Annotated in this window: 15 protein-coding genes and 1 pseudogene; 7 read left to right on the top strand and 9 right to left on the bottom strand. The window is 44.8% G+C overall.

Going from position 1 to position 23,025, the window contains the following annotated elements:
* Window positions 1-19: 19 nt before the first annotated feature.
* The 6 genes and pseudogenes from RID53_RS29750 to RID53_RS29725 form a co-directional block, all read right to left on the bottom strand.
* Window positions 20-1,282 (bottom strand): annotated as a pseudogene (locus RID53_RS29750) (ISAs1 family transposase).
* A gap of 68 nt (window positions 1,283-1,350) precedes the next feature.
* Entirely contained in the window at window positions 1,351-1,500 is a 150-nt protein-coding gene (locus RID53_RS29745) for a hypothetical protein (RefSeq protein ID WP_446391528.1), read from the bottom strand.
* Between the two features lie 106 nt (window positions 1,501-1,606).
* Window positions 1,607-2,200, bottom strand: coding sequence for a TRAP transporter substrate-binding protein (locus RID53_RS29740; protein WP_446391527.1), 594 nt, complete (start codon window positions 2,198-2,200; stop codon window positions 1,607-1,609).
* A gap of 222 nt (window positions 2,201-2,422) precedes the next feature.
* The gene (locus RID53_RS29735) at window positions 2,423-3,484 is read right to left on the bottom strand and encodes a DUF1611 domain-containing protein (RefSeq protein ID WP_446391526.1); all 1,062 of its coding nucleotides are present in this window, start codon (window positions 3,482-3,484) and stop codon (window positions 2,423-2,425) included.
* Entirely contained in the window at window positions 3,468-4,541 is a 1,074-nt protein-coding gene (locus RID53_RS29730) for a dipeptide epimerase (RefSeq protein WP_446391525.1), read from the bottom strand. Before RID53_RS29730 ends, RID53_RS29735 begins: the two co-directional genes overlap by 17 nt.
* A 424-nt stretch (window positions 4,542-4,965) precedes the next feature.
* On the bottom strand, window positions 4,966-5,307 hold the full coding sequence (locus tag RID53_RS29725; protein WP_446391533.1) for a histidine triad nucleotide-binding protein: 342 nt from the start codon (window positions 5,305-5,307) through the stop codon (window positions 4,966-4,968).
* Window positions 5,308-5,499: 192 nt separating this feature from the next.
* On the opposite strand from RID53_RS29725, the gene ebsA reads away from it, so the two are divergent.
* From ebsA to RID53_RS29700, 5 genes are all read left to right on the top strand, one after another.
* The gene (gene ebsA / locus RID53_RS29720; RefSeq protein WP_446391524.1) at window positions 5,500-5,871 is read left to right on the top strand and encodes a type IV pilus biogenesis protein EbsA; all 372 of its coding nucleotides are present in this window, start codon (window positions 5,500-5,502) and stop codon (window positions 5,869-5,871) included.
* A 38-nt stretch (window positions 5,872-5,909) separates the two neighbouring features.
* Window positions 5,910-7,001 (top strand): phosphotransacetylase family protein, encoded by a 1,092-nt coding sequence (locus tag RID53_RS29715; protein ID WP_446391532.1) that lies wholly within the window; start codon window positions 5,910-5,912, stop codon window positions 6,999-7,001.
* 137 nt (window positions 7,002-7,138) lie between these two features.
* A complete protein-coding gene (locus RID53_RS29710; protein ID WP_446391523.1) occupies window positions 7,139-8,524 on the top strand; it encodes an ATP-binding protein in 1,386 nt (461 codons plus the stop codon).
* A gap of 455 nt (window positions 8,525-8,979) precedes the next feature.
* Complete coding sequence (locus RID53_RS29705) at window positions 8,980-12,615, top strand: nSTAND1 domain-containing NTPase (RefSeq protein ID WP_446391522.1); 3,636 nt, start codon at window positions 8,980-8,982, stop codon at window positions 12,613-12,615.
* A gap of 45 nt (window positions 12,616-12,660) precedes the next feature.
* Window positions 12,661-14,499: a WD40 repeat domain-containing protein gene (locus tag RID53_RS29700; protein ID WP_446391521.1), complete on the top strand. Its 1,839-nt coding sequence runs from the start codon at window positions 12,661-12,663 to the stop codon at window positions 14,497-14,499.
* Between the two features lie 163 nt (window positions 14,500-14,662).
* Here the strand turns inward: RID53_RS29700 and iscB are convergent, their stop codons facing one another.
* Window positions 14,663-15,964 carry an RNA-guided endonuclease IscB gene (gene iscB / locus RID53_RS29695; protein ID WP_446391520.1) on the bottom strand — a complete coding sequence of 434 codons (1,302 nt, stop codon included), beginning with the start codon at window positions 15,962-15,964 and terminating at the stop codon, window positions 14,663-14,665.
* Between the two features lie 251 nt (window positions 15,965-16,215).
* Here iscB and rbsK point away from each other — a divergent pair, with 251 nt between their 5' ends.
* Window positions 16,216-17,139: a ribokinase gene (gene rbsK / locus RID53_RS29690; protein WP_446391519.1), complete on the top strand. Its 924-nt coding sequence runs from the start codon at window positions 16,216-16,218 to the stop codon at window positions 17,137-17,139.
* A gap of 46 nt (window positions 17,140-17,185) precedes the next feature.
* Here rbsK and RID53_RS29685 read toward each other — a convergent pair whose 3' ends face one another.
* Both RID53_RS29685 and thrC read right to left on the bottom strand, forming a co-directional pair.
* Window positions 17,186-17,461 (bottom strand): MoaD/ThiS family protein, encoded by a 276-nt coding sequence (locus tag RID53_RS29685; RefSeq protein WP_446391518.1) that lies wholly within the window; start codon window positions 17,459-17,461, stop codon window positions 17,186-17,188.
* 287 nt (window positions 17,462-17,748) lie between these two features.
* Window positions 17,749-19,053, bottom strand: a complete 1,305-nt coding sequence (gene thrC, locus RID53_RS29680) for a threonine synthase (protein ID WP_446391517.1) — start codon at window positions 19,051-19,053, stop codon at window positions 17,749-17,751.
* Between the two features lie 235 nt (window positions 19,054-19,288).
* Between thrC and RID53_RS29675 the strand changes: the two genes are divergently transcribed.
* A complete protein-coding gene (locus RID53_RS29675; protein WP_446391516.1) occupies window positions 19,289-22,936 on the top strand; it encodes a WD40 domain-containing protein in 3,648 nt (1,215 codons plus the stop codon).
* The last annotated feature ends 89 nt before the right edge of the window (window positions 22,937-23,025 follow it).

The raw sequence follows: 23,025 nt of genomic DNA, 5'->3' as shown, positions 1-23,025 counted from the left end.
CAGGGTAAGAGCATCTAAATTAGGCTTGACATAAGGAGTCAGAGGAATTTAAGGTAGAGTCAATGAAACACGAGGAAAGAACTCGAATCATATAATCGTTATCCATAGCAGTCCGTTTCATTTTTTGTCGGAGACTACGTTGGTAAGTTTGTTCACGATTGAGCGCATTGAGAGCAATGCGTCGGAGGAGAGAAAAATTCCGGGGACTGTGGAAGGAGCGAATCCGACAAGCATCTGGGAGCGAAAGTACAATCCAGAGTCCAATGAGCCTGGTTTTCAATACCCCAATGTTTGCGGATAGCTCGACCTAAAAGTAGGGCGTCACTGTGTAAAGAAGTCAGATAAAACTGAACATCACGAGTAGTGTGATTCCAAAGACGGCGAACCCGGATAACCATAACAACACTTTGAATTCCTACCCAAAGTCGGGGTTGGTAAAGTTCGCCAATAGCCGAAGCCGGAACCGACCAGACTTGACGGATTTCCGTGCGATAATGTCCTTTTTCAATACGTTGATCATAACTGACATCAATGCCTTTAAAATTCTGTGCCGAAGCTTGTTCAAACCATGTTTTAACCTGGTGGTAGAGAGTCGGATGATTTGCCTTGAGTGCCAGGACATAATCCGCTTTCTTTTCGATAATCTTTTGAGCAATTTCGGTTTGAGTCCCCATCGCATCAATGGTGATAATAGCATCGGTGATATCTAGTAATTCTAATAAGGCAGGAATAGCTGTAATTTCGTGTTTATTTATCTTCCACTTTCATCTGTGCTAATACCAAGTTTTGTTCACTTGCCCAGGCACTAATCATATGTAGTGCTGATTTTCTTTGATTTCGGTCGTAAGAACCCCGAATTGTTTTTCCGTCTATGGGAATTATCTCTCCTCCCATCTTGGTCACCAGAGTTTCTACCCATTTGAGAAAGCAACGATTCAATTCTTCTGGGTTGATGAACTCAAATACCCGTCGGAAAGTGTCATCGGACGGGATTCCGTTTGGTAGTGCTAAAAATTCTTCTAACCACTGCTGCTTACTGATGCCGTAATTCTCAATATCTTCCCACCCTTGCGCTCCGGCGATGACGGCAAGAATCGCAATCACTAAAATATCGGTGAGTTGATGTTTCTTTGTTCGCTCTACTCTTGGATCTCTTATGGAGCGAAAAATTTTTGACTAAACTCTGTTGAATAACTTCAATTGAGACGGCTTCTTTTGGCTTTGGCTGATGACGATTACTTTTCTTGGCTTGATCCGATTGAGTTTCAAATCCTTCAGACATAAAGCTTCATTCCTGGAGTTTCAAGGGTAAGCGCATTGCTGTAATCTCACTTATGCAAGCTAGCTATGTCAAGTACATTTTTTATCGGTTTGCTTGTCCAAGTCAGGTTGACCTATATCAAGGGCGCGATCGCTTTCCTCTTCCTCTTGCTCCACCATGACCGCCCAACCAAGTTTTTGGTTCACCCCGTCAGGGGCGCGATCGCTTTCCCCCTTCATCTTCCTCCATAATCACCGCCTGATCACCGTTTTGGCTTACCCCGTTAGGGGCGCGATCACAAACCTTTCTGAATCTCAAATGACTTTGGCTTTTGTCAAGTACAATTTATACCAAATTAGATGAGCTTACCCTGGCTCCCCATCCAGGAATGCGAATTTTTAGTCCTTTAAAGTCAGTTGAACGATTCATTTCTTTGTTGAACCATCCACCCATTTGGATACCCACCGCACCAGCCGGAAATGCGATAATGCCAAAGTCAGCATAGATCTGATGCATTATCTCTAAACCGCCCCCATAATGTAGCCAAGCATTTTGTTGATACGTTGTTAGTCCAAAGGGAACAGAAATGCTAAAGATTAAGGTGGGATTTTTTTCAAGGTAATACAGCACCGTGGTATGACCACACTCAACCGTTCCCGCTTTAACCGCATCAAATACCTGTAATGGGGGAACAATTTCACCCGCCGGATAGGGAATAATCACAAACCGTCCATTCGTCGCCACCTTGACTCGTTGACAAAGTTCTTCCACCGCATTAAAGGTAATATCACTTTTGAGCCAACTGGTTGCCATGCGCCATTGAATCGCGGGTTGAGTTGGTGTAGAAGCTTCAGGTTGAGGAGTACTTTGAGTTGAGGCTACTGTGGTGAACCCTGCTGTTCCTAGCACAGCATTTTTGCAGAAGTTTCGGCGCTTCATGGTTAGAATACCCATTGAGTTTGAATGGATGGGATCAGGTGAAAGACGCGATCGCGACATTGCCCTCTGCGTAAAAAAACATAATCATGTAACTCTAATCCATCAAATAGGAAAATTATCATAACACTTTCATTACAGTAAGTAGTCGGACAAAAGAAAACGGTACTGTATTAAATGCAAGTAAATCGCCTTCAAACCCTTACTGTTCCCTGTTCCCTAATCTCAACCGTTAACTTTAATTGTGTCCACCCACTTATCAACCAATAAATCTGCCCCAAACCGTACCACATCCGTACAAGGTAAACCTGTCTCATCCTGAACCTGGGCGATCGCGTCTTGTGCTTTCTTCTCTGGCAAATGCGCCGTATTTAAGGCAATTGCCACGACTGGAATTGGTGCAAACGCCCCTCCCGCCCTCGCCACAGTTTCATAGAGGTGAATCACCTCCCGTAACGGTGGAATCGCCACATCCGGGCAATGGCGAATATGAGTTTGTCCAGCGCGATGAACTACGATTAACCCTGTCGGTTGTGTGCCTCGAATTAGGGGTAAGGTTGCTGTAGAACCAGGATGAATCAGTGACCCCTGTCCTTCTATCATTAATAACTCATAATCCTTGCCAAATTTCATCACGATTTGTTCAACCGCACCCGCCGCAAAATCAACCCGAATTGCATCTAAAGCAATACCATCTCCAGCAATCATTAACCCCGCTTGCCCGGTTGCCAAAAACTTAGACTTGATTCCCTGGCGACAAGCGGCGCGATGGAACTCAATACTGGTAGACATTTTTCCCACACTCATATCCGTGCCAACCGTTAAAATCCGTTGACAAGACAGCGATCGCGCTTGGGCTTTGCCAATCCCTAAACCCTGGGGTTCCTGACGAATATCCCAAATTTGTTGATTCGGTTGAAGTAATTCCTGTAACTCTGGATCAGATGCCATGGGCGTATGCAAGCCGTTATAAACGGAAAGTCCAGCCGCGATTCCCTGCTTAACTTCTTGCCACCAAACCTCTGGCAACCGTCCCCCCGATGGGGCAATTCCAATGGCTAATATAGTCGGATTGTAGGCGAGGGCTGAACTGACTGAAGCCACAATCGGTGCAGTACAATTAATTCCAGTTAAGTCCGATAACGACTCTCCCGCACAGTCTTGATCAATCACCGCCACCACCGTTGCTTCCCCATACCGTAGCAGCGTTAATCCGGTTTTGCCGTGATCGCCGCGAATCCCTTCATGTAATAAAATAGCGACGCGCTGATCACTCGTCAGATACATGGCGTTGTACTCCCAATCCTGATAAATTATTCGGTATCAATCGTCCATCTTGCAGTGTCGCCCCGGTGAAGGGATCGTCGGCTAAATTTAAATGGCTGTCTAAATCTAGATAATCGGCGAACGAGGATAAATGAGAGGCGGCGGTATTGGCGAGGGTACTATCGGAATAGCAGCCATACATCACCTGTAATCCACAGGCTTTAGCCGTATGTACCATCCGCAAGGCTTCAGTTAATCCACCGGATTTCATCAATTTGATATTAATCCCGTGAACGCAATTCGCCAAAGGTGGAATATCCTCACTGGTAAAGCAGCTTTCATCCACGAAAATAGGCAAAGGCGATCGCGAATACAGGTGAGGTAAATCCGCCTCTTGTCCGGCGGGAAGAGGTTGTTCGACGTATTTAACACCCTGTTGGGCTAACCAGTCGCACATTTTCACAGCGTCGTCTATACTCCAACCGCCATTCGCATCAACGGTTAATTGGGCTTGGGGGGCGACATCTCGGATAGCTAATACCATTTCGCGATCGGCTTCAATTCCGTCAGGGGAACCAAGTTTAAGTTTAAGCACATTGCCCCCCGTAATCGGTATCCAATTTCGCACTCGTTGTTTGACGGCTTCCGGTGTACCAATTCCTACCGTGGCGGAAATTGGCACAATCCGATGACGATTACATCCCCACAATTTCCATAAGGGAACGCCTAAGTGTTTTCCCAACCAATCCTGTAATGCGATATCAATCGCCGCCCTAACCGCCGATGGTGCATCCGCATCGGCTAAGACTCGTTCAATTTTCTGGCGTTCCCAGGGGGTATAGGCTTCTAATGTCGGTATCACTAACTCCAGTGCATCCAACAACTTCTGAGTCGTTTGGGGAGTTTGATTTGAGGGATGGGATGGAGTCGCGATCGCAAAGGGAGAGGCTTCACCCCAACCCTCTATCCCCTGATGTTCTAGCCGCACCCAGATATTGGTGGTGTGGGAGGTTGTACCGCGACTAATGGTTAAGGGAAATCGCTTGTGAACAGTAAAGGGTTCTAGGCTAAGGCGCATAATCCAAGGGGGGTTTGGGGAACAGTAAGCCCATACTAGGTTATGGTACTGGAATTTCGTGATCTCAACCGGAAGCCGATGGGGTAACGGGCTTAAAGCTTGGCTTGACAGCACTTCAGGTAAATCTGTAGGGTGCGTTAGTGAAGCGTAACGCACCACTCACCGTTAAAGACTTTGACTGATTTATAAGGATATTTTGGCGATCATTCTTAAGAAACCTTCCTCCATTTTGAGTAAGGGCGGGTTTTGCTGAAATATTATTGGTGAGACTCGAAATTAAATGGCTAAACCCGCCCCTACAAGCCTCCACAGGTTTTTCTCTTGAGATGGGATACCCAAGCTTGACGTTATTCAAAAAATCTTGATAGTCCCGCCCCTGTACACCTCCACCCCTCCGCACCTCCACCCCCCACACCCCGAACGTTTAACCGGGGGGCCACTCCATCTGGCGTCCGCCTAAAATGTGTAAATGTAGATGATCCACGGTTTGACCACCATCAGCACCGTTGTTGATCACCACCCGATACCCTTGATTCAAACCCACTTGTTCAGCCACTCGCTTGGCGGTTAACAGCAGATGCCCCATAAGGGCGTGATCGTCGGACTCCGCTGCCGCTAGCTGGGGAATCGGTTGTTTGGGAATGAGCAGAATATGAACGGGGGCTTTGGGTGCAACATCCTTGAACGCTAGGACTAGATCATCCTCGTAAACAATGTCAGCCGGGATTTCCCGACGGATAATCTTGCTAAAGATTGTCTCACTCATGGCTAATCGCGGTTTTAGTCTAAATGCTTCATTAGAAAGTAGCATACAGGAACCAAAACCACCTAAGATCGAGATAGAGTAAACAATTTGGGAGAAACCTCTCTAATTCAACCGCATCGGTTTTCTATAATTTATTAGCCTTCAACGAGAGTGCATGGCATTCTCAATATTGGAACAAGACGTTAGTCAGCTATGTCTATCGAGAAACTTCAGCCTGCTGAAAAAGCCGCCGTCGGTGTCTACATGCCTTATTATCAAGGCGCTAAACGCAATGCTCTCCCTCTGGCGATTAGTCTGTATCAACAGGGATCGTTAGAAGGAAATCGCCGCATTGAAGGCGGTGAGAGTATTCCCTTTGTGGCAACCTGGTTTGTATCCAAGCTACCTTCAGAACTCACTCGCTGCCGATTACAGTTTGACGGCAATGCCGAATTGAGTTATGAGGTAACGTTGGCAAATTCTGAATTTATTAATTACTTAATCGAAGTGATTTTGAATTTCAAGCGTACCCGCTTGACCGATTTTTCCCAGACATTTTATCGCAAACTACTACGTGACGAGTAAACTCAAGTGGCATTTTGAACGGAGGAGCGAAATTAGGGGTGACAAAATCCGTGAATTATTTACTAATCGGATCAACTGAAGCATATAGTGGCAAGTCCGCCATCATTCTGGGCATTGCCCATCAGCTTAAAAGTAAAGGACTGGATATTGGTTATGGTAAGCTCTTAGGCTGTACTGAGTATGCGAATAAACTGGATCGGGAAGGCGATGATGTACAGTTTATTCCGTCTATCTTAGATCTACCAGAAAAACGGGTGCGATCGCCTCTACTTTATCTGGATGATCAGACGATGCAGAAACGCTTGCGGGGTGAGGATTCGACAAATTACCGTGAATCGCTGAAGTCTTATCTCCAGCCGCCGATTGGTGATTTAATGGTACTCGAAGGACCGAGTACCCTGTATGAAGGGAATCTATTTGACCTGTCGTTACTGGACATTGCCCAAGAAATAGAGGCTTCAATTATATTAGTCAGCCGTTTTCATTCGGTATTACTGGTGGAAACGCTGCTATCTGCCAAAAACCAACTTGGCGATCGCTTACGGGGAGTTGTGATTAATGCGGTTCCGGCTGATCAACTGGACATCGCCCAATCCACTGTCCAACCGTTTCTAGAGGCGCAAGGTATTCCTGTATTAGGGATGTTACCCCAAAACGATTTACTCCGCAGTGTTACGGTGCGAGAATTGATTCATCAACTCGATGCCCAAGTGCTTTGCCGTCCGGATCGGGTGGATTTATTGGTTCAAAGTTTGACCATTGGCGCGATGAATGTCAACTCTGCCCTAAAATATTTCCGCAAAGGTAAGCACATGGCAGTCGTCACCGGAGGCGATCGCACGGATATCCAAATGGCAGCCCTGGAAACTTCAACCCACTGTCTAATTCTAACAGGGCAGATACCACCTCAACCGTTAATTGTCAACCGGGCTGAAGAACTAGAAATCCCCATTTTATCGGTGGATCTCGATACCCTCACCACGGTGGAAATTATCGATCGCGCGTTTGGTCAAGTACGCTTACGCGAATCTATTAAAGCCCAGTGCATCCAACAGCTTATGACAGAACATTTTGATATTGAACGGTTGATGAATTTGCTGGGTTTAGAAGCACCTGTATCAACGCATTAATAATTCATCATTTGTCATTTGTCCTTAGTTTTTAGTCATGAATCTGTCTACCTTGCTACGGCAGATTTTTTGTGTTTTTTTAATCGTGAATTTTAAATTGGCTGGCTTAATGGTGACCCATCACTGAATACAATCTCATGAGGTTAGATTTAGAACGATTTTTCGCGGCGTGTAATCCCAGCAAAACTTTAAACATGAAAAATGCTGAGGATCGCGAGTATTACATCGAATTTGCTGGAGTGCGGGGTGGTAAGGCAATTGAAGCCCTAAAACGAACGATCGCACGGCTATCCCCTAACGAACCTACCTGTCAATTATTCACCGGACATATTGGCTGTGGCAAGTCTACAGAGTTATTGCGGTTAAAGATGGAGTTGGAGGCTTTAGACTTTCATGTCGTCTATTTTCAAGCCACAGATGATTTAGATGTCGCGGATGTTGATATTACCGATATTCTACTCGCGATCGCCCGCCAAGTGAGTGCCAGTTTGGAATCGAGTCGGGTGGCGCTACAACCGGGTGGATTTAAGGCGTTTTTACAGAAAACCATTGATGTGCTACAGACACCGATAGAAGTGGGAGGGGAAGCCAAAGTTCCGGGGATTGGTACGGTTAAAGCGAGTACCGAGGGCAACTTTGAAGTCTCCCTTCCCGATGAAATTGCCAAACTTACGATCAAAGCCAAAAATAGTCAGCAGATGCGTTCCAAACTCAGACAGCATTTGGAACCCCAAACCAGTCAAATTTTAGAGTATATTAATCAGGAAATCCTCGAAGTTGCTATTGCCCAACTCAAGCAACAGGGTCAAAAAGGATTAGTTGTCATTGTCGATAACTTAGATCGCATTCCCAATCAAGAAACCGCCGCCTCCAGCAAACCACTTCCTGAATATATTTTTGTCGATCGCGGCGAACAATTAAGTCAACTCAATTGCCATTTGGTGTATACCCTTCCCCTATCGCTAATTTTCTCCAATTTACGAGAACCGTTAAAGAATCGTCTCGGAAATGGTCGTAGTCCGATTGTTTTATCCATGGTGCCAGTCTTCTCCCGTGATGGTCAAGATCATCCGGGAGGAATCGCGCTGCTGCGACAGATGATTTTAGCCCGGGCGTTTCCAGATGCGACAGCCGAGGAACGTTTAGCAAGTGTTACCAAAGTCTTTGATAGTCTTGACACATTAGACCGACTGTGCAAGATAAGTGGCGGTCATGTACGAAGTTTGTTGGGGATGTTTTATGCCTGTCTCCAGGAGCAAGATCCACCGATTTCTCGCCCGATTTTGGAAATGGTCATTCGCCAAGAACGGGATAGTTTATTGTTGGCAATTGATAATCATGAATGGGAGTTATTGTTTCAAGTGGTGCGGGAACAAAAGGTTAAAGGTGATCATGAATATCAAACCCTATTGCAAAGCTTATTTGTATTTGAGTATCAGGATGATCAGGGGAGTTGGTTTGGCTTAAATCCATTATTGTTTGAGACACAAAAATATCAGGCGTGGGTGCGGCAGAATGAGTAAAAGGGTAGGAGGGTAGTGGCGTACATTGGTGTCAACTTACGCTTAAACACAAAGCGATACCTTGATCTGACCCCTCCCTAACCCTCCCCAAAACAACCCCACCCTAACCCTCCCCTTAGTAAGGGGAGGGAACCGGGAGGGAACTGGAATGGCTTGGGTTTCCCCTAAAACGCCGGGAAGATTAAGGGGGATCATTTTCAAGGTAATAAGATTCAAACTCTCACAGGGAAAAGCTTTTCACCTGAAGTGTACACGGATAACCGACGTGCGTCCTATTTTAACCATCTAATCTATTCCCAAATTGTAGCTGGGTCACACCAGTATCTCTGCGGTAGGATTTATATATCTGTAGGGGCGAGTCGCTGAACTAAGGTCAATGGCACAACCGATTACTTTTACTGACTCGCCTTCTGCCTTCTGCCTTCTGCCTTCTGGTGCTAGGTTAATTAATTGCTATGAATACCCCAACCCTAGATCCCCTAGCCGAAATTGCCGCCTGTAACGATCAGGCATTAAACACCCTAACCCGATCGCTTACCCATTCGCGGGGACGATTTTCCTTGATTCTGGCGCGGTGTAACTATACCTGTTTGCGATCGCAGATTCTCCACCTGCTACACCAACGCTGTTCCCTCAACTTAGTTGAGTTATCTCTAGAGTCATCGGCGCAGACAATCTATACCGCAATTCACAATCAATTAGGGAATCAACAGCCTGATGCTGTATTGGTAACGGGGTTAGAGTCTGTCGGGGATCTGGATGACTTACTCATCGCCACAAATCAGGTACGCGATTTATTTCGCGATTTTCCGTTCCCAGTAGTATTTTGGGCAACCGATAAGGTATGCAAACGGCTGATTCGAGTCGCCATGGATCTCTACAATTGGGCAAGTCCCAAGCTGGAATTTGTGCTACCTGAACCCGCACTAAGGGCATTAGTCGAAGAAACGGCAGCTCAAGCTTTTGCTGATGCAGAAAACTTGACTTTAGATTGTAGTGAATTAGAGGCGATTCAGCAATCTTGCCACAATCAAGGACGAGACTTGCCGCCGAATTTTAATGCTATTTTATCTTTAACCCTGGGAGTCATTCACACCCGAAATAATCAAATCGATGAAGCCATTACTTACTATCAGCAAAGTTTAATCCTTTGGCAACAGCATCAGTCAGGAGAACGGGTGGGAATTGTTTCGCTGCATCTCGCTTGGGCGTATGCGCTGAAAGGGGAGCAGCATGAAGGGGAAATTCGCCAGTATGTTCAGCAATCTTGGCAGCACTTACATCAGAAAAACTGTACCGATTCCTTGGCACACCATAGTTGCAAATTAGGGGATTTACTGCGACAGGTGGGTGACTGGGAAAATTTACAACAGTTAGCCGAAAAAGCGTTAGTTTGGCATCAGCAGCAGGGAGATGTACAGAAAATTGCCCAGGATTATGGGTTTTTAGCCGAAGTTGCTTTAAATAAACATCAGTGGCGGGATGCCCAGACATTGGCGCAGCAGGGAATTGATGCTTGGCAACAGATATCAGAGTTTGAGATCAAACGGTTAGGATTGTGTTATTTTATTCTGGCACAATCCCAGCAGCACTTGGGTCAAGTAAAGGACGCGATCGCGACTTTAGCGACAGCAAGAGAGATGAGCTTAAATGCCACCATTCCCCTACATCAGTATGACCCAAAACTTTACGTTAACATTCTCCAAAACTTACGTACCCTGAAATTTCAGAACGGGGATTATTTAGACGCCTTTCATTTAAAATTAGAACAACGGCAAATCGAGACCCAATATGGCTTACGGGCATTTATTGGGGCGGGACGACTGCATCCGCCGCGACAGGTCATTCAGCCCGGTATTCGGGGAAGACAGCGGTTATCCTTATCCCAAATTGTCGCTTCCTCTGGACGCCAGAGGGATTTAGAGGAACTGCTGGAACGGATTCGACGGCGCGATCGCAAGTTGACGGTAATTTATGGGTCATCTGGGGTAGGAAAGAGTTCAATTTTGCAGGCGGGATTAGTTCCGATTCTGCAACAGACGTATTTTGAAGGACGGGATATTGTCCCTGTTTTGCTACAAGTTTATAAGGATTGGATCGGGGGGTTAGATCAGGGTTTAGTGGAAGCGTTGAAGAACGTGAACCGTTCTTCTATTTCCGCTAAGGATTCTCTGGATAGTCAATCTGATCCCCCCCCCGCCCCCCTTAAAAAGGGGGGAGCGAAGAAAGGGTTTGATGTTGATTTAATTAGCGATAATAACGTTAACATTACGAATAATAAGGATAACAAAGAAAATTCCGACTCCCCCCTTCCCTTGCAGGGAAGGGGGGCTGGGGGGGATAGGTCAACCCTATCAACCATTCTCAATCAATTGCGTCAAAACGAACACAGCCAATTATTAACTGTGCTAATTTTTGACCAATTTGAGGAATTTTTCTTTGATCACAAAGATCCAGCCAGCCGACGAGAGTTTTATGAGTTTCTGCACGAATGTATAGAGATTCGTTTTGTCAAAGTTATTTTATCCCTGCGGGAAGACTATATTTATTACCTATTAGAGTTAAACCGCACAACCCCGTTAACTAATATTGACAAAAATCACGAGCAGATTCTCTATTACTTAGGGAATTTTTCAGCCGCAGACGCCAAATCTGTCATCCAGAGTTTAACCGCGCGATCGCCTGTACCTTTTGAGCCAGATTTAGTTGATCAATTGGTGCAGGATTTAGCTAAGGATTTGGGAGAAGTGCGTCCGATTGAGTTGCAGATTGTTGGCTATCAACTGGAAACGGAGAAGATTACCACGCTGAAAGAGTACCGAAAATATCAGTCTAAGGAGGAATTGGTTGAGGCGTTTTTAGCCGATGTTGTTCAAGATTGTGGATCAGGAAATGAGCAGGTTGCCAAACTTGTCTTGTACTTACTAACTGATGAGAATAACACTCGCCCTCTAAAAACTCGTGCGGATTTAGAATTGGAGTTAGAGGTAAAGAGTACAACGCTAGATTTAGTTTTAGAGGTGTTAGTCGAATCAGGAATAGTCTTGAGAGTTCCGGCTATCCCGGATGATCGCTATCAACTGGTTCACGATTATCTCGTGTTATTTGTCCGTCATCAACAATCTGAGCGATTAATTAAGGAATTAGAGAAAGAGAGAGAACAACGGAAGCTGACGGAAGCCAAGCTGAACCAAGTTCTGAGACAACAACTCGAAGACACTCGCCGTTCATTAGTGTGGAAGGTGGGACTCGGCGTTCTTAGTGGGGCGTTAGCAATATTCTTGCCCTTTGTGTTACTGAATCAGAATGATAGCTATCTCAATTCTCGGATTACTGAAGCGAAAAGGCAACTTAGCTCAAACCAAGATTTAGAGGCGCTAGTTGAAACGTTAAAAGCTGGAAAACGGTTGCAACGTTGGTCAATTGGCGTTAAGCCTGAGACTGAAATTAAAGTGAAAGCGGCATTACAGGATGTGGTTTACAGTATCCGAGAAATGAATAGTTTTCACGGACATGGCGGTACGGTAACTTGTGTTTCTTTTAGTGCGGATGGTCAGTTAATTGCATCGGGTAGTGAGGATACAACGATCAAGATTTGGACTGTGGATAGTAGGGAAGTTGTTACATTCAAAGGACATCAGGATACGATTACCAGTATTGACTTTAGCCCAGACGGGAAATGGATTATTTCTGGAAGTGAAGACAATACCCTTAAGTTATGGCGTATTGAGGGCAAAGAACGTCAAGCGGTTGCTACGTTTACAGGACACAATAAACCTGTTACCAGTGTAAGCTTTAGCCCCAATAGTCAGCTAATTGTATCGGCGAGTGAAGACAAAACAGTAAAACTCTGGAAGCGTGATGGTCAAGCAATTGCCACGTTCAAGCATGATAAAAAGGTTAATAGCGTCAATTTCAGTTCAAATGGTCAGCTAATTGCCTCTGCTAGTGAGGATGAAACGGTAAAGATATGGAGTCAGGATGGTAAATTAATTAAAACTTTAAATCATGGTTCTTCTGTTGAGAAAGTATTTTTTAGTCCGGATGATGAAATTATTATATCTAAATCAACTCAAACTTTAAGATTATAGCAAAAAAATGGTTATTTTCTAAAATCTTATTTGTATCCCGGTGGAATGGCGGGTATTAAAAACCAAATATTTGCGTTATTTTACTATTCATTTTCTAAAAACAGTCAATACATACGATTACTTCCATTTTTTGATGAACAAAAAGCTAAGTCAAGATTATTGATAGGTCATAGAAATCTGGTCAGTAGTACTGACTTGAGTCCAGATGCGAAAATGCTGGTTTCTGGAAGTGAAGATAACACAATCAAATTATGGAATTTAGAAAAATCTAGTTTTGAGACTCCCAGACATATTGATTTAGGGAGTAGGGCAACTCATATAAATTTTAGTTTAAGTCATAATCTATTCGCCTCGACTACTACACTATATAATTCTAAATTAAGGAAAATTGAAAATACTGAACTAGAATTATGGAGTTTAGATGGCAAACTCTTAAGAAGATTTTCAGGAGAAAACTCAACAGTAATTTTCAGTCCCAGCAGTCCGATTTTTGCTGCTGCCAGTAGCAATAAGGTTTTACAAATTTGGAGCGGAAATGGTAAAACATTTACCCTTAAAGAAAGCAATATTGATGAAACAATTAGTTTAGGTACTAATGACATCGCGATAACAAATAATAATCATACACAACTGTTAAATAAAGATGGTCAATCAAAAATATTTCTCAAGGGGCATGAAGATCCTATATACTTGATCGAGTTTAGTTCTGATGGAAATATCATTGCCACAGCAAGTAAAGATAACACAGTTAAAATTTGGCAACGGAATGGCAAGTTAATTAAAACCTTGAAAGGCTACAAAGATAAAATCGAGAACATAAGTTTAAGTTCAAATGGCGAGATATTGGTTATTCATGATGGCGATAACACTGTAAAATTCTTCCAAAGAGATGGAACCCTTATTAAAACAGTTCAAGGATATGGTCGTCTTAATGTCAGGTTCAGCCCTGATGACAAAACTCTGGCTATTTTTGGTAGAATCTTATCTGATGATACTCAAACATTGACAATTTGGAAAATCGACGGCACGGAAATTGCCACGTTTGAAGTCGATGGATCGATTAAAGGTTTTAGTTCTGATGGCAGGACAATAGTCACTGAAGATGACAACAGTAAGCACTTCTGGGATCTAAACGGTACTTTGCTCAATACCTTTGACAAAGCAACACACGGCTACAGTCAAGATTACCGAATATGGTTTACTGTCAAAGATGATAAGACGTTACAACTTTGGCAGCATGATGGAAATAAAATTGCTACTATTAAAATTCAGGGTGAGTTACAGTACAAAAACTCATACAGTCGCTATTTACTTGGGTATCGTTTCAGTCCAGACAGTAAAATTATCGCCCTGCGAACTAACCAAAACACCGTAGAACTCTGGGAAACTGATGGCACTTTTATAAAAAGTATCCCATTTCAGATTGAGCGATTCTCTAACGAATATAAACCTGAACCCATACCCATGAATTTCAGTCCCAATAGCCAGACCTTTGCCATTCGCAGTGATGACAAAACCGTCAAACTCTGGAGTCTGAATGACAAAACAACTCTCTCATTCCCTCATGACTATCCAGTTACCAGTGTCAACTTTAGACCCGATGGTCAACTACTTGCTTCAGCAAGTACACGAAACGTCAAACTCTGGAGTTTAGATGGTAGATTACTGACAACCTTTGAGCGGATAGGCAGTCATGACGTGAGTTTCAGTCCTGATGGTCAACTGATTGCGGCTGGCGGTAATGACAACATTTCCGTATGGGATTCTGATTTGGATAAATTGCTAGAACGGGGATGTAATTGGGCGCGGAATTATCTCAAGCATAATCCCAAGGTGAAAGAACGCGATCGCACTCTCTGTGATGATATTGGCACTCACGAGTAAATTTTGGTTCGATGCGATACTTTGGTAAGGGCGCAAGCCTTGCGCCCCTACATTTACCTAACTCCTTGAAAGAAATAGCTTAACCTGAGATCCTCCAACAGCAGTGATCAAAGACAGTGCGATCGGTGCGCCTCTAGTCATTAAATCAATGGAAAAAAGTGGATTATGTGGCATAACTATAGCCATCATGCCGATGGATTGGTGTGCAGTATTTGTGGTTAATGATTTGAAGCTTCTGGATAGATGTGGAAATATCAAACTGCCCGGTTTTTCTAACTGTGACTCGACCAACATGAGTACCTGCGTTTTTCCCTTTGGGGACAGCAGCCTTTACCATATCCCCAGTCTGGAAGCCGTAAACCTTTTTCACCCTAGAACGAACAGCTAGCTCACCCTTGTTATTCACTTGAGGGAAACCAAACTTGGTGATATTGCACATCCGTCGATGCCCGTAACCTGTAGCCTTGATTATCAAAGGTTTGACGACTTTGACTATGACCCGGTGGGGTGTTGAACTGCCAACAGCTACCGCATCTCCCCAGTGAGTTTTTTCTAATCCCAGACGAATGCGATTAAACTTGGTTTGTCCACCCGTCCCAGTTTCCACGGGTAGCCCCGTGGCTTTGAGTCGCTCAAACAAAGTCCATCGGGTCGCATTAACAGCAGCAGCATCAACTAATGGCTTCTTAAGTTGAGCAAGAATCCGATTGAGAACACTTGGTTTGCCTGCCAAGAATTCTCGAATGTCTTGATTGCCTTTAGCTTGGTTGCACGGATTGCAGGCGATGGCTAGGTTGCTCACACGGTTACTACCGCCAAGCGAGCGTGGTTTGACGTGTTCGACTTCTAGTCGAGTGTCGGTTGCACCGCAGTAGACACAACACCGATTAAACTTTTCGAGGAGATACTCACGAACCTCGTAGCCAGCCAGCTCGCCCTGTTGATACTCGACGCCAGATATTTCTGAGTTCTGCATCTTTTGCAAATCGAACCTGACTAGCTCCTGGCTAATGCCCATGATCGGACAGACTCCTGATAATCGCCTTACCCAAGTCAATATATTTTGAACTCGACTGTTTAGAGATGGTGGCAACCATCCTTTGGGACGACGACGGTTATTAAACCGTGCTTCACGATATCTAGTTTTGCGATTGCGTCGTGATCGTCTCACTTGACGGCGGGTGGTAAGCGCATCTCGGATGGCGAAGCCCCTATGAGTTAATTCGGCTGCCCATACCACCACATTGCTTTTGAGGACGGCAATCCCTGTGACTTTCGCTCCTGGGTCAATTTTTAATCTGTATTCTGAGACTTGAGAGTCCTTCACTTGTGTGTCATGCAAAATGATGGTGAATGGAAAGCGACGAAGCACTGACGCTCTGCCAGTACGAAGCAACTTTCTTGCGCGTGCTGGGTGAGTAGGAGCGAGCGGTTTTTTATTTTTGTCCAGTACAAACACAAACATAAGTTTCAATCTCGGATTGCTCCGGTAACGTGTTCCTCGACAAAGTTAAAGAGGCTTGTTCGGTCAAAGACACTGGTTTAGCTCAATAAACCTGTTTAATCCTTGACGACAGGGCTACAAACTGGAAAGCATTCGTAGGTGTCTTGACCTCTTTAACGTAGGCTTTCAAGCCTCAGTCTGGCTATCTTGTCCACAGTTGTCCTGTGTTGAGCGGATAGCGCTACTCTGAAGTTGCGTTCTTATGTTTTACCATGAACTCTATCCTGGTTTTCGGTAGCATCAATATCGATTTAGTCACCAAAACTCCCCGCTTACCCGTCGCAGGTGAAACGGTGAACGGATCTGAGTTTTTTACCGCTTCTGGGGGGAAAGGGGCAAATCAGGCTGTCGCCGCCGCCAGACTGGGAATGATGACTCACTTGGTTGGGCGCTTGGGTGATGATGGGTTTGCGCCTCAATTGCTGGCAAATTTACAAGCCGCAGGCGTGCAGACAGATCAAATTGTACGGGATACTTCAGCGAGTTCTGGTGTAGCCGTAATTTTGGTAGATGAAACAGGCGAAAATCAGATTGTGATTACCGCAGGTGCAAATGGACAACTCAATCAAACTGATGTGGAACGCCTCAAACCCCTCTTAAGAGAAGCCAACGCCCTACTGATGCAGTTAGAAATTCCCCTAATTACCGTGGTTGAAGCGGCTAGAACTGCCCAGGATGCAGGGGTTCCGGTTATTCTCGATCCAGCACCTGCCCAGAATATTCCACCCGAACTCTACACCCTGGTTGATATTATCACTCCCAATCAGATAGAAGCCAGTCAACTTGTGGGTTTTGCTGTGGATAATCTGGAAACAGCCCAGAAAGCCGCGCCTATCCTTCAGCAACGAGGTGTGAAGACTGTAATTCTGACATTGGGGAATCAAGGTGTTTACTGTAGCACTCCATCTGAACGCTTTTTTGTGCCAGCCTTTCCAGTTCAAGTTGTTGATACCACGGCGGCGGGTGATGCGTTTAATGGCGCGTTAGCAGTGGCGTTGGCGGAGGGATTATCGATACAACAAGCCGTTGTTTGGGGCGCAGCAGCCGGGGCAATTTCGGTGACTCAAGCCGGGGCGCAACCTTCGCTACCAAGTCGCGAAGCATTGGAACGGTTTCTTACGCATGTAGAGACGTAGCATGCTACGTCTCTACACCAAATTCGTAGTGTTTTTCTCGTTGAGATTAACCACCAGCCACAGCAGGGACAATACTGACTTCATCGCCATCGCTGAGTTGGGTATTGGTGCCATCGAGAAAGCGAATATCTTCGCTATTGACGTAGAAGTTTAAAAAGCGGCGCGGCTTCCCTTGATCATCACACAAGCGTGCTTTAATCCCAGGACAATTAATTTCGAGAGAGTCCAAAAGTTCAGCAACATTGCCAGCGCTGCATTCAATCATTGCTTTATCGTTGGTGAATTTCTGGAGGGTGGTAGGAATTAAAACTTTTACAGCCATAGATTTGGAATCAGTGATTAATGGGTAGATGTTCGAGATGTTTCCAAGTAGAGATATAGGGAAACAACTTAAGGTGATAAGCAATACTGGTCAGCTTTTGGGCTGTGTACTCGCACTTTTTGCCTCCCTTCTTCTACCCAAGCCGGGTTAACTACCCCCTTCATGAGTAGAGACAAGGCAACAGGCTTTCATTGGCTAAGGGATAAAGGGGTTCCTGTCGTCGGATTTGGTATTACTCCCCTCTCCCAAGCTTGGGAGAGGGGCTGGGGGTGAGGGTTGTCAACGTATTAAACCAAAACTTGTTGCCATTCCAAACGGTCAAGGGTGTGCGCCCGTTCTAATGCTCGCTCAAAACTGTCTAATTTGGGTTCAATGGTGAGGGGTTCACCAATATAGCCTTGAACTGCTTCTTGGGTTTTGAGTCCATTCCCGGTGATATAGGCAACAGTGGTTTCATCGGGGTTAATTTTTCCAGCTTCCACTAATTTCTTGAGAACGGCAATTGTTGTACCGCCAGCAGTTTCAGTAAAGATTCCTTCGGTTTCCGCCAGCAGTTTCATCCCTTCGATGATTTCGGCGTCGGTGACGGATTCAATATTACCGTTGGTTTTCTGGGCGATCTCTAGGGCATAAATCCCATCAGCAGGATTTCCGATCGCGATCGATTTAGCAATTGTACTCGGTTTTACCGGAGTGACGAAATCCCGTCCTTCCCGGAAGGCTTGGGCAATGGGAGAACAGCCTTCAGCTTGTGCGCCACTGAAGCGCACCGCTTTATCCGCCACTAAACCAGTTTTGACAAACTCTTGGAAGCCTTTATAAATTTTTGTGAACAGAGAACCGGAAGCCAAGGGCGACACAATATGATCCGGTAGCTGCCAACCCAGTTGTTCGGCGACTTCAAAGCCCAGAGTTTTTGAGCCTTCTGAATAATAAGGACGCAAGTTAATGTTGACAAATCCCCAACCATGGGTATTGGCAACCTCACAACAGAGGCGGTTGACCTGATCATAATTGCCTTGCACCGCCATTACGGTAGGGTTGTAGATTAATGTACCTAAGACTTTCCCCGCTTCTAAGTCAGCCGGGATAAATACACAACAATCTAAGCCAGCATGTGCCGCGATCGCAGCGGTAGAATTGGCTAAGTTTCCGGTACTTGCACAAGATACGGTAGAAAATCCTAATTCTCTAGCTCTAGTGAGGGCTACAGATACCACCCGATCCTTGAAACTCAAGGTGGGCATGTTTACAGCATCATTTTTAATATAAAGATTTTTTAGACCCAGGCGGCGGGCGAGGCGATGGGATTTGACGAGAGGTGTCATCCCTGTCCCCACATCAATAGGATTATCGGTAGCTACGGGTAAGAAGGAACGATAGCGCCAAATTGAATTCGGACCTGACTGAATTTTCTCCCGACTAACGTGTTGGCGCAGGGCGTCGTAGTTGTAGGTGACTTCCAACGGACCGAAGCAGAACTCGCAAACGTGGGTGGCTTGGAGTTCATACTCAGCACCACATTCTTTACAGGTGAGGTTCTTGAATGTGGCAGAGGTGCTGGAGATATGGGGGGTAGTTGCCTGGGTCATGATGTGGTCTCTCTCTTATTCGTCACTGTTTTGCTGATAGTATCACAGCCCAAAACCACCGTCAAACATACCCGACCTTTTTTGTCGGGATTGATTTTGCCGAGGGGGAGATGGGTAAGATGGGGGAGATATGGAAGATGAGAGAACTTTCCTTGTCTGTGTAATCAGTGTCAATAAGCTCTCACCTCCCTACCCCTATCTCTCCAATAAATCCGTGAAATCAGTGTTTTGACAAATGACAAACACTTCCCTTTATCAAGTCGGTGGGAGTCTACACAAAGATGCTCCCACCTATGTTCAACGACAAGCCGATCGCGAACTTTATCACTCGCTAAAACAGGGTGAGTTTTGCTATGTTCTTAACTGTCGGCAAATGGGGAAATCGTCTCTATTAGTTAAAACCCACCATCGCTTGCAACAAGAGGGGTTTCAATGCGCCACGGTTGATATGACTATGATTGGTTCGGAAACGATTACGCCAAATCAGTGGTATAAGGGATTAGTCCTAGATTTAACTCGCAAATTTAAACTGTTTAAAACGGTTAACTTAAAAAAATGGTGGCAAGAGCAAGAGGATATTTCGTTACCCCAGCGATTTAATAAATTTGTCAGTGAAATACTTTTACGTCAATTTCCCGATCAAAATATCATTCTATTTTTAGATGAAATTGATAGTATTTTAAGTTTAGATTTTCCTATTGATGACTTTTTTGCCCTAATTCGCTTTTGTTATAACCAACGAACTCTAGACTCTAACTACAATCGCCTCACCTTTGCCATTTTCGGTGTCGCTACACCCAGCGATTTAATTGCCGACAAAAAGCGCACTCCATTTAATATTGGCAAAGCCATCGAACTCCACGGCTTTAAACTGGATGAAGCCCAACCTTTAGCCCAAGGATTCAGCCAAGAATTTGCTAACCCTGAAGCCATTCTCAAAGAAATATTAGCCTGGACAGGAGGGCAACCTTTTTTAACCCAAAAGCTATGTAAACTTGTGCTAGACGTGGCGCAAAAGACAGTTAGTGATGATCTAAAAATTCCGCCCGGTACTGAAGCCTTTTGGGTAGAATCCGTGGTACGCGATCGCATCATTCAGCATTGGGAGTCTCAGGATGAACCAGAACACCTCCGTACCGTTCGCGATCGCCTGTTGAGAAACGAAGCACGAGCGGGTAGATTACTGGGCATTTATCAACAAATTTTACAGGAGATTGACATCGAAGCCGATGATAGTCGAGAGCAAACGGAATTATTATTATCAGGTTTAGTCGTCAAAGAACAAGGACTATTAACGGTAAAAAATCGCATTTATCCAGCCGTTTTTAACCGGGACTGGGTTGAAAAACAATTAAACCATCTGCGTCCTTACTCTCAAACCTTGGCAGCTTGGGTGGAATCTCAATTTGCTGATTCATCACGACTCTTGCGGGGACAAGCTTTAAAAGATGCCCAAGCTTGGTCTCAGGGCAAAAGTTTGAGTGACTTAGACTATCAATTCTTAGCCGCCAGCCAAACCTGCGATCGCAATGAAGTACAACAACAGATAGAAGCCGAACGCATCAAGGAAGTGGAAGCCAGACTCGCCGCTGAACGTCAGATAGCGAAAAAACAGCGATTACTATTAGCAACCTTTGTGGCAATGTTGGTGATCGTCAGTGGATTGGCTGGGGCAATTCTGGTGCAAAACCGCAAGTTAGCCATTAGTGAAATTGAAGCAATTACGACCTCTTCAGAATCACTATTTGCCCTAGAGCAACGACTAGACGCATTAATCACCGCCCTGCGAGCCAAACATAAATTACAGGCATTAGGTCGAGTGGATACCCAGACAAAAAAATCGGTTGAAAAAGTGCTACGAAAGACAGTGTATGGTGTCAGAGAACATAATCGCCTCTCTGGTCATCACCAGCAAGTTCATGATGTAGAATTTAGTCCTGATGGTTCAATGATTGCCTCAGTCGGTGACGATAAAACCATTAAACTTTGGCAATATGATGGAACGTTGTTAACCACAATTCAAGCACACAGCGATACAATAAAAAGCGTAGCGTTTAGCCCAGATAGTCAACTCATTGCTTCGGCAAGTAAGGATAAAACGGTAAAACTCTGGCGGCGCGATGGCAGGTTAATTACCACACTGAATGGGCATGAAAATCAAGTTAATAGTGTCACTTTTAGTCCTGATGGTCTCACGTTAGTGTCTGGTAGTGATGATCAAACAATAAGACTTTGGACAATTAATCGGACTTGCATTAGTCCGCCTCTACAGACGATAAATGGTCAACAATCAAAAATCAACAATCCCCAAAAATGCTTTATTTCTAGAATTATCAAAGAACATAACGCAGAAGTTCGCGGTGTATCCTTTAGTCCAGATGGTCAATACTTTGCCTCTGCCAGTTGGGATAACACCGTTAAAATTTGGACAAATAATGGTATGTTGATCAAAACTATCAAAGGTCATGAGAGTGGGGTAAATTATGTACATTTTAGTCCCAATGGTCAAGTTGTGGCTTCAAGTTCGACAGATGGAACAGTCAAACTTTGGCAACGTGATGGGATATTATTGAGAACGTTAGCCGGACATACGGATGGAGTTTTTGGTTTAGCATTTAGTCCCGATGGTCAAACCCTTGCTTCTGCGAGTTGGGATCAAACCGTTAGACTTTGGCAAACAGATGGAACTGAACTCAGTGTTTTGAAAGGGCATCAAAATGGACTCTGGGCGGTGGCATTTAGCCCAGATGGTCAAATGTTGGCGTCTGCGAGTTTGGATAGTACTATTACACTTTGGACGCCGGAAAAAACCTTGTTAACGTTTCTCCAAGGACATCAGGATGCGGTTTGGGATGTTGACTTTAGTCCAGATAGTCAAACTCTGGTTTCTGGAAGTTGGGATGGTGTGATACAACTCTGGCGACGTGATGGTCAGGTGTTGGCGTCTTTTAAGGGGCATGATGAAGCCGTGTTTGATGTTGCTGTTGCTCCCCCAGTGCAGGCTAATTTACCCTCTGAAAATGGCATGGTGAAGCAGAAACAAGAGAATCAAGGCAATAGCGAAATCATTGAATCACTGCCAAGCAATGAGCTAATCATCGCCTCAGCGAGTGTAGATAAAACGATTAAAATTTGGCAGGGTGATGGGACTTTATTAAACAGGTTACGGGGACATAGCAACAGCATTTACGGTGTAGAATTTAGCCCAGAGGGTCAGTTACTTGCCTCTGCTAGTAGCGATAATACCGTCAAACTTTGGACGCGAGAGGGTAAATTACTCAAAACCTTAACCCAACATCGTGATGTAGTGTATGACGTGGTATTTAGCCCAGATGGTCAATTGCTCGCCTCTGGAAGTAAAGATAAAACGATTAAACTTTGGCAACGGGATGGTACATTGTTGAACACTTTAACCGGACATGATGATAGTATTCGTGCCTTAGCCTTTAGTCCCGATAGTCAACGCCTTGCATCTGCGAGTTGGGACAATACGATTAAACTTTGGACAAGGGATGGTACATTACTAGCCACCCTAGACGGGCATCGCGATCGCGTCAACAGTATTGCATTTAGTCCCGATGGGCGATTTCTGGCGTCTGCGAGTTTGGATAAGACGGTGAAGCTGTGGCGTAATGATGGTAAGCTTTTAGTCACCTTAGAAGCCCATAGCGATCGCGTCTATGATGTGACCTTTAGTCCCGATGGTCGCACCCTTGCCTCTGCTAGTGTAGACAAAAGCGTAATTTTGTGGGATTTAGAGCGAGTTGTTAATCTTGATCAGGTGTGGGCATTTGGTTGTGATTGGGTGGAGGACTATCTGCGGACAAATGTCAAAGTTAAGGAACAGCACAAAAAAATTTGTGACAACCTTAGCAACCCTTAAAACCGCAGGTGTCTAAGTAGGTGGGGACAATTAAAGTTAAATTTCATCTAGACTAGCTATATATTTTTTATCAATACAGTGTGGTCATT

Origin of the sequence: Coleofasciculus sp. B1-GNL1-01, from assembly GCF_040220235.1 — a bacterium.
Taxonomy (GTDB): domain Bacteria; phylum Cyanobacteriota; class Cyanobacteriia; order Cyanobacteriales; family Coleofasciculaceae; genus Coleofasciculus.
Note: the sequence above shows the minus strand (reverse complement) of the source record. Positions and strands in the feature narration are given on the sequence as shown.

Excerpts from the sequence above, each read along its gene's own strand:
- RID53_RS29710 (WP_446391523.1), top strand. The coding sequence starts at position 7,139 with ATGAGGTTAGATTTAGAACGATTTTTCGCGGCGTGTAATCCCAGCAAA.
- RID53_RS29725 (WP_446391533.1), bottom strand. The coding sequence starts at position 5,307 with ATGAGTGAGACAATCTTTAGCAAGATTATCCGTCGGGAAATCCCGGCT.
- RID53_RS29700 (WP_446391521.1), top strand. The coding sequence starts at position 12,661 with ATGGCGGGTATTAAAAACCAAATATTTGCGTTATTTTACTATTCATTT.
- RID53_RS29740 (WP_446391527.1), bottom strand. The coding sequence starts at position 2,200 with ATGAAGCGCCGAAACTTCTGCAAAAATGCTGTGCTAGGAACAGCAGGG.
- ebsA (WP_446391524.1), top strand. The coding sequence starts at position 5,500 with ATGTCTATCGAGAAACTTCAGCCTGCTGAAAAAGCCGCCGTCGGTGTC.
- RID53_RS29730 (WP_446391525.1), bottom strand. The coding sequence starts at position 4,541 with ATGCGCCTTAGCCTAGAACCCTTTACTGTTCACAAGCGATTTCCCTTA.
- RID53_RS29675 (WP_446391516.1), top strand. The coding sequence starts at position 19,289 with ATGACAAACACTTCCCTTTATCAAGTCGGTGGGAGTCTACACAAAGAT.
- iscB (WP_446391520.1), bottom strand. The coding sequence starts at position 15,964 with ATGTTTGTGTTTGTACTGGACAAAAATAAAAAACCGCTCGCTCCTACT.
- thrC (WP_446391517.1), bottom strand. The coding sequence starts at position 19,053 with ATGACCCAGGCAACTACCCCCCATATCTCCAGCACCTCTGCCACATTC.
- rbsK (WP_446391519.1), top strand. The coding sequence starts at position 16,216 with ATGAACTCTATCCTGGTTTTCGGTAGCATCAATATCGATTTAGTCACC.
- RID53_RS29745 (WP_446391528.1), bottom strand. The coding sequence starts at position 1,500 with ATGAAGGGGGAAAGCGATCGCGCCCCTGACGGGGTGAACCAAAAACTT.
- RID53_RS29685 (WP_446391518.1), bottom strand. The coding sequence starts at position 17,461 with ATGGCTGTAAAAGTTTTAATTCCTACCACCCTCCAGAAATTCACCAAC.
- RID53_RS29705 (WP_446391522.1), top strand. The coding sequence starts at position 8,980 with ATGAATACCCCAACCCTAGATCCCCTAGCCGAAATTGCCGCCTGTAAC.
- RID53_RS29735 (WP_446391526.1), bottom strand. The coding sequence starts at position 3,484 with ATGTATCTGACGAGTGATCAGCGCGTCGCTATTTTATTACATGAAGGG.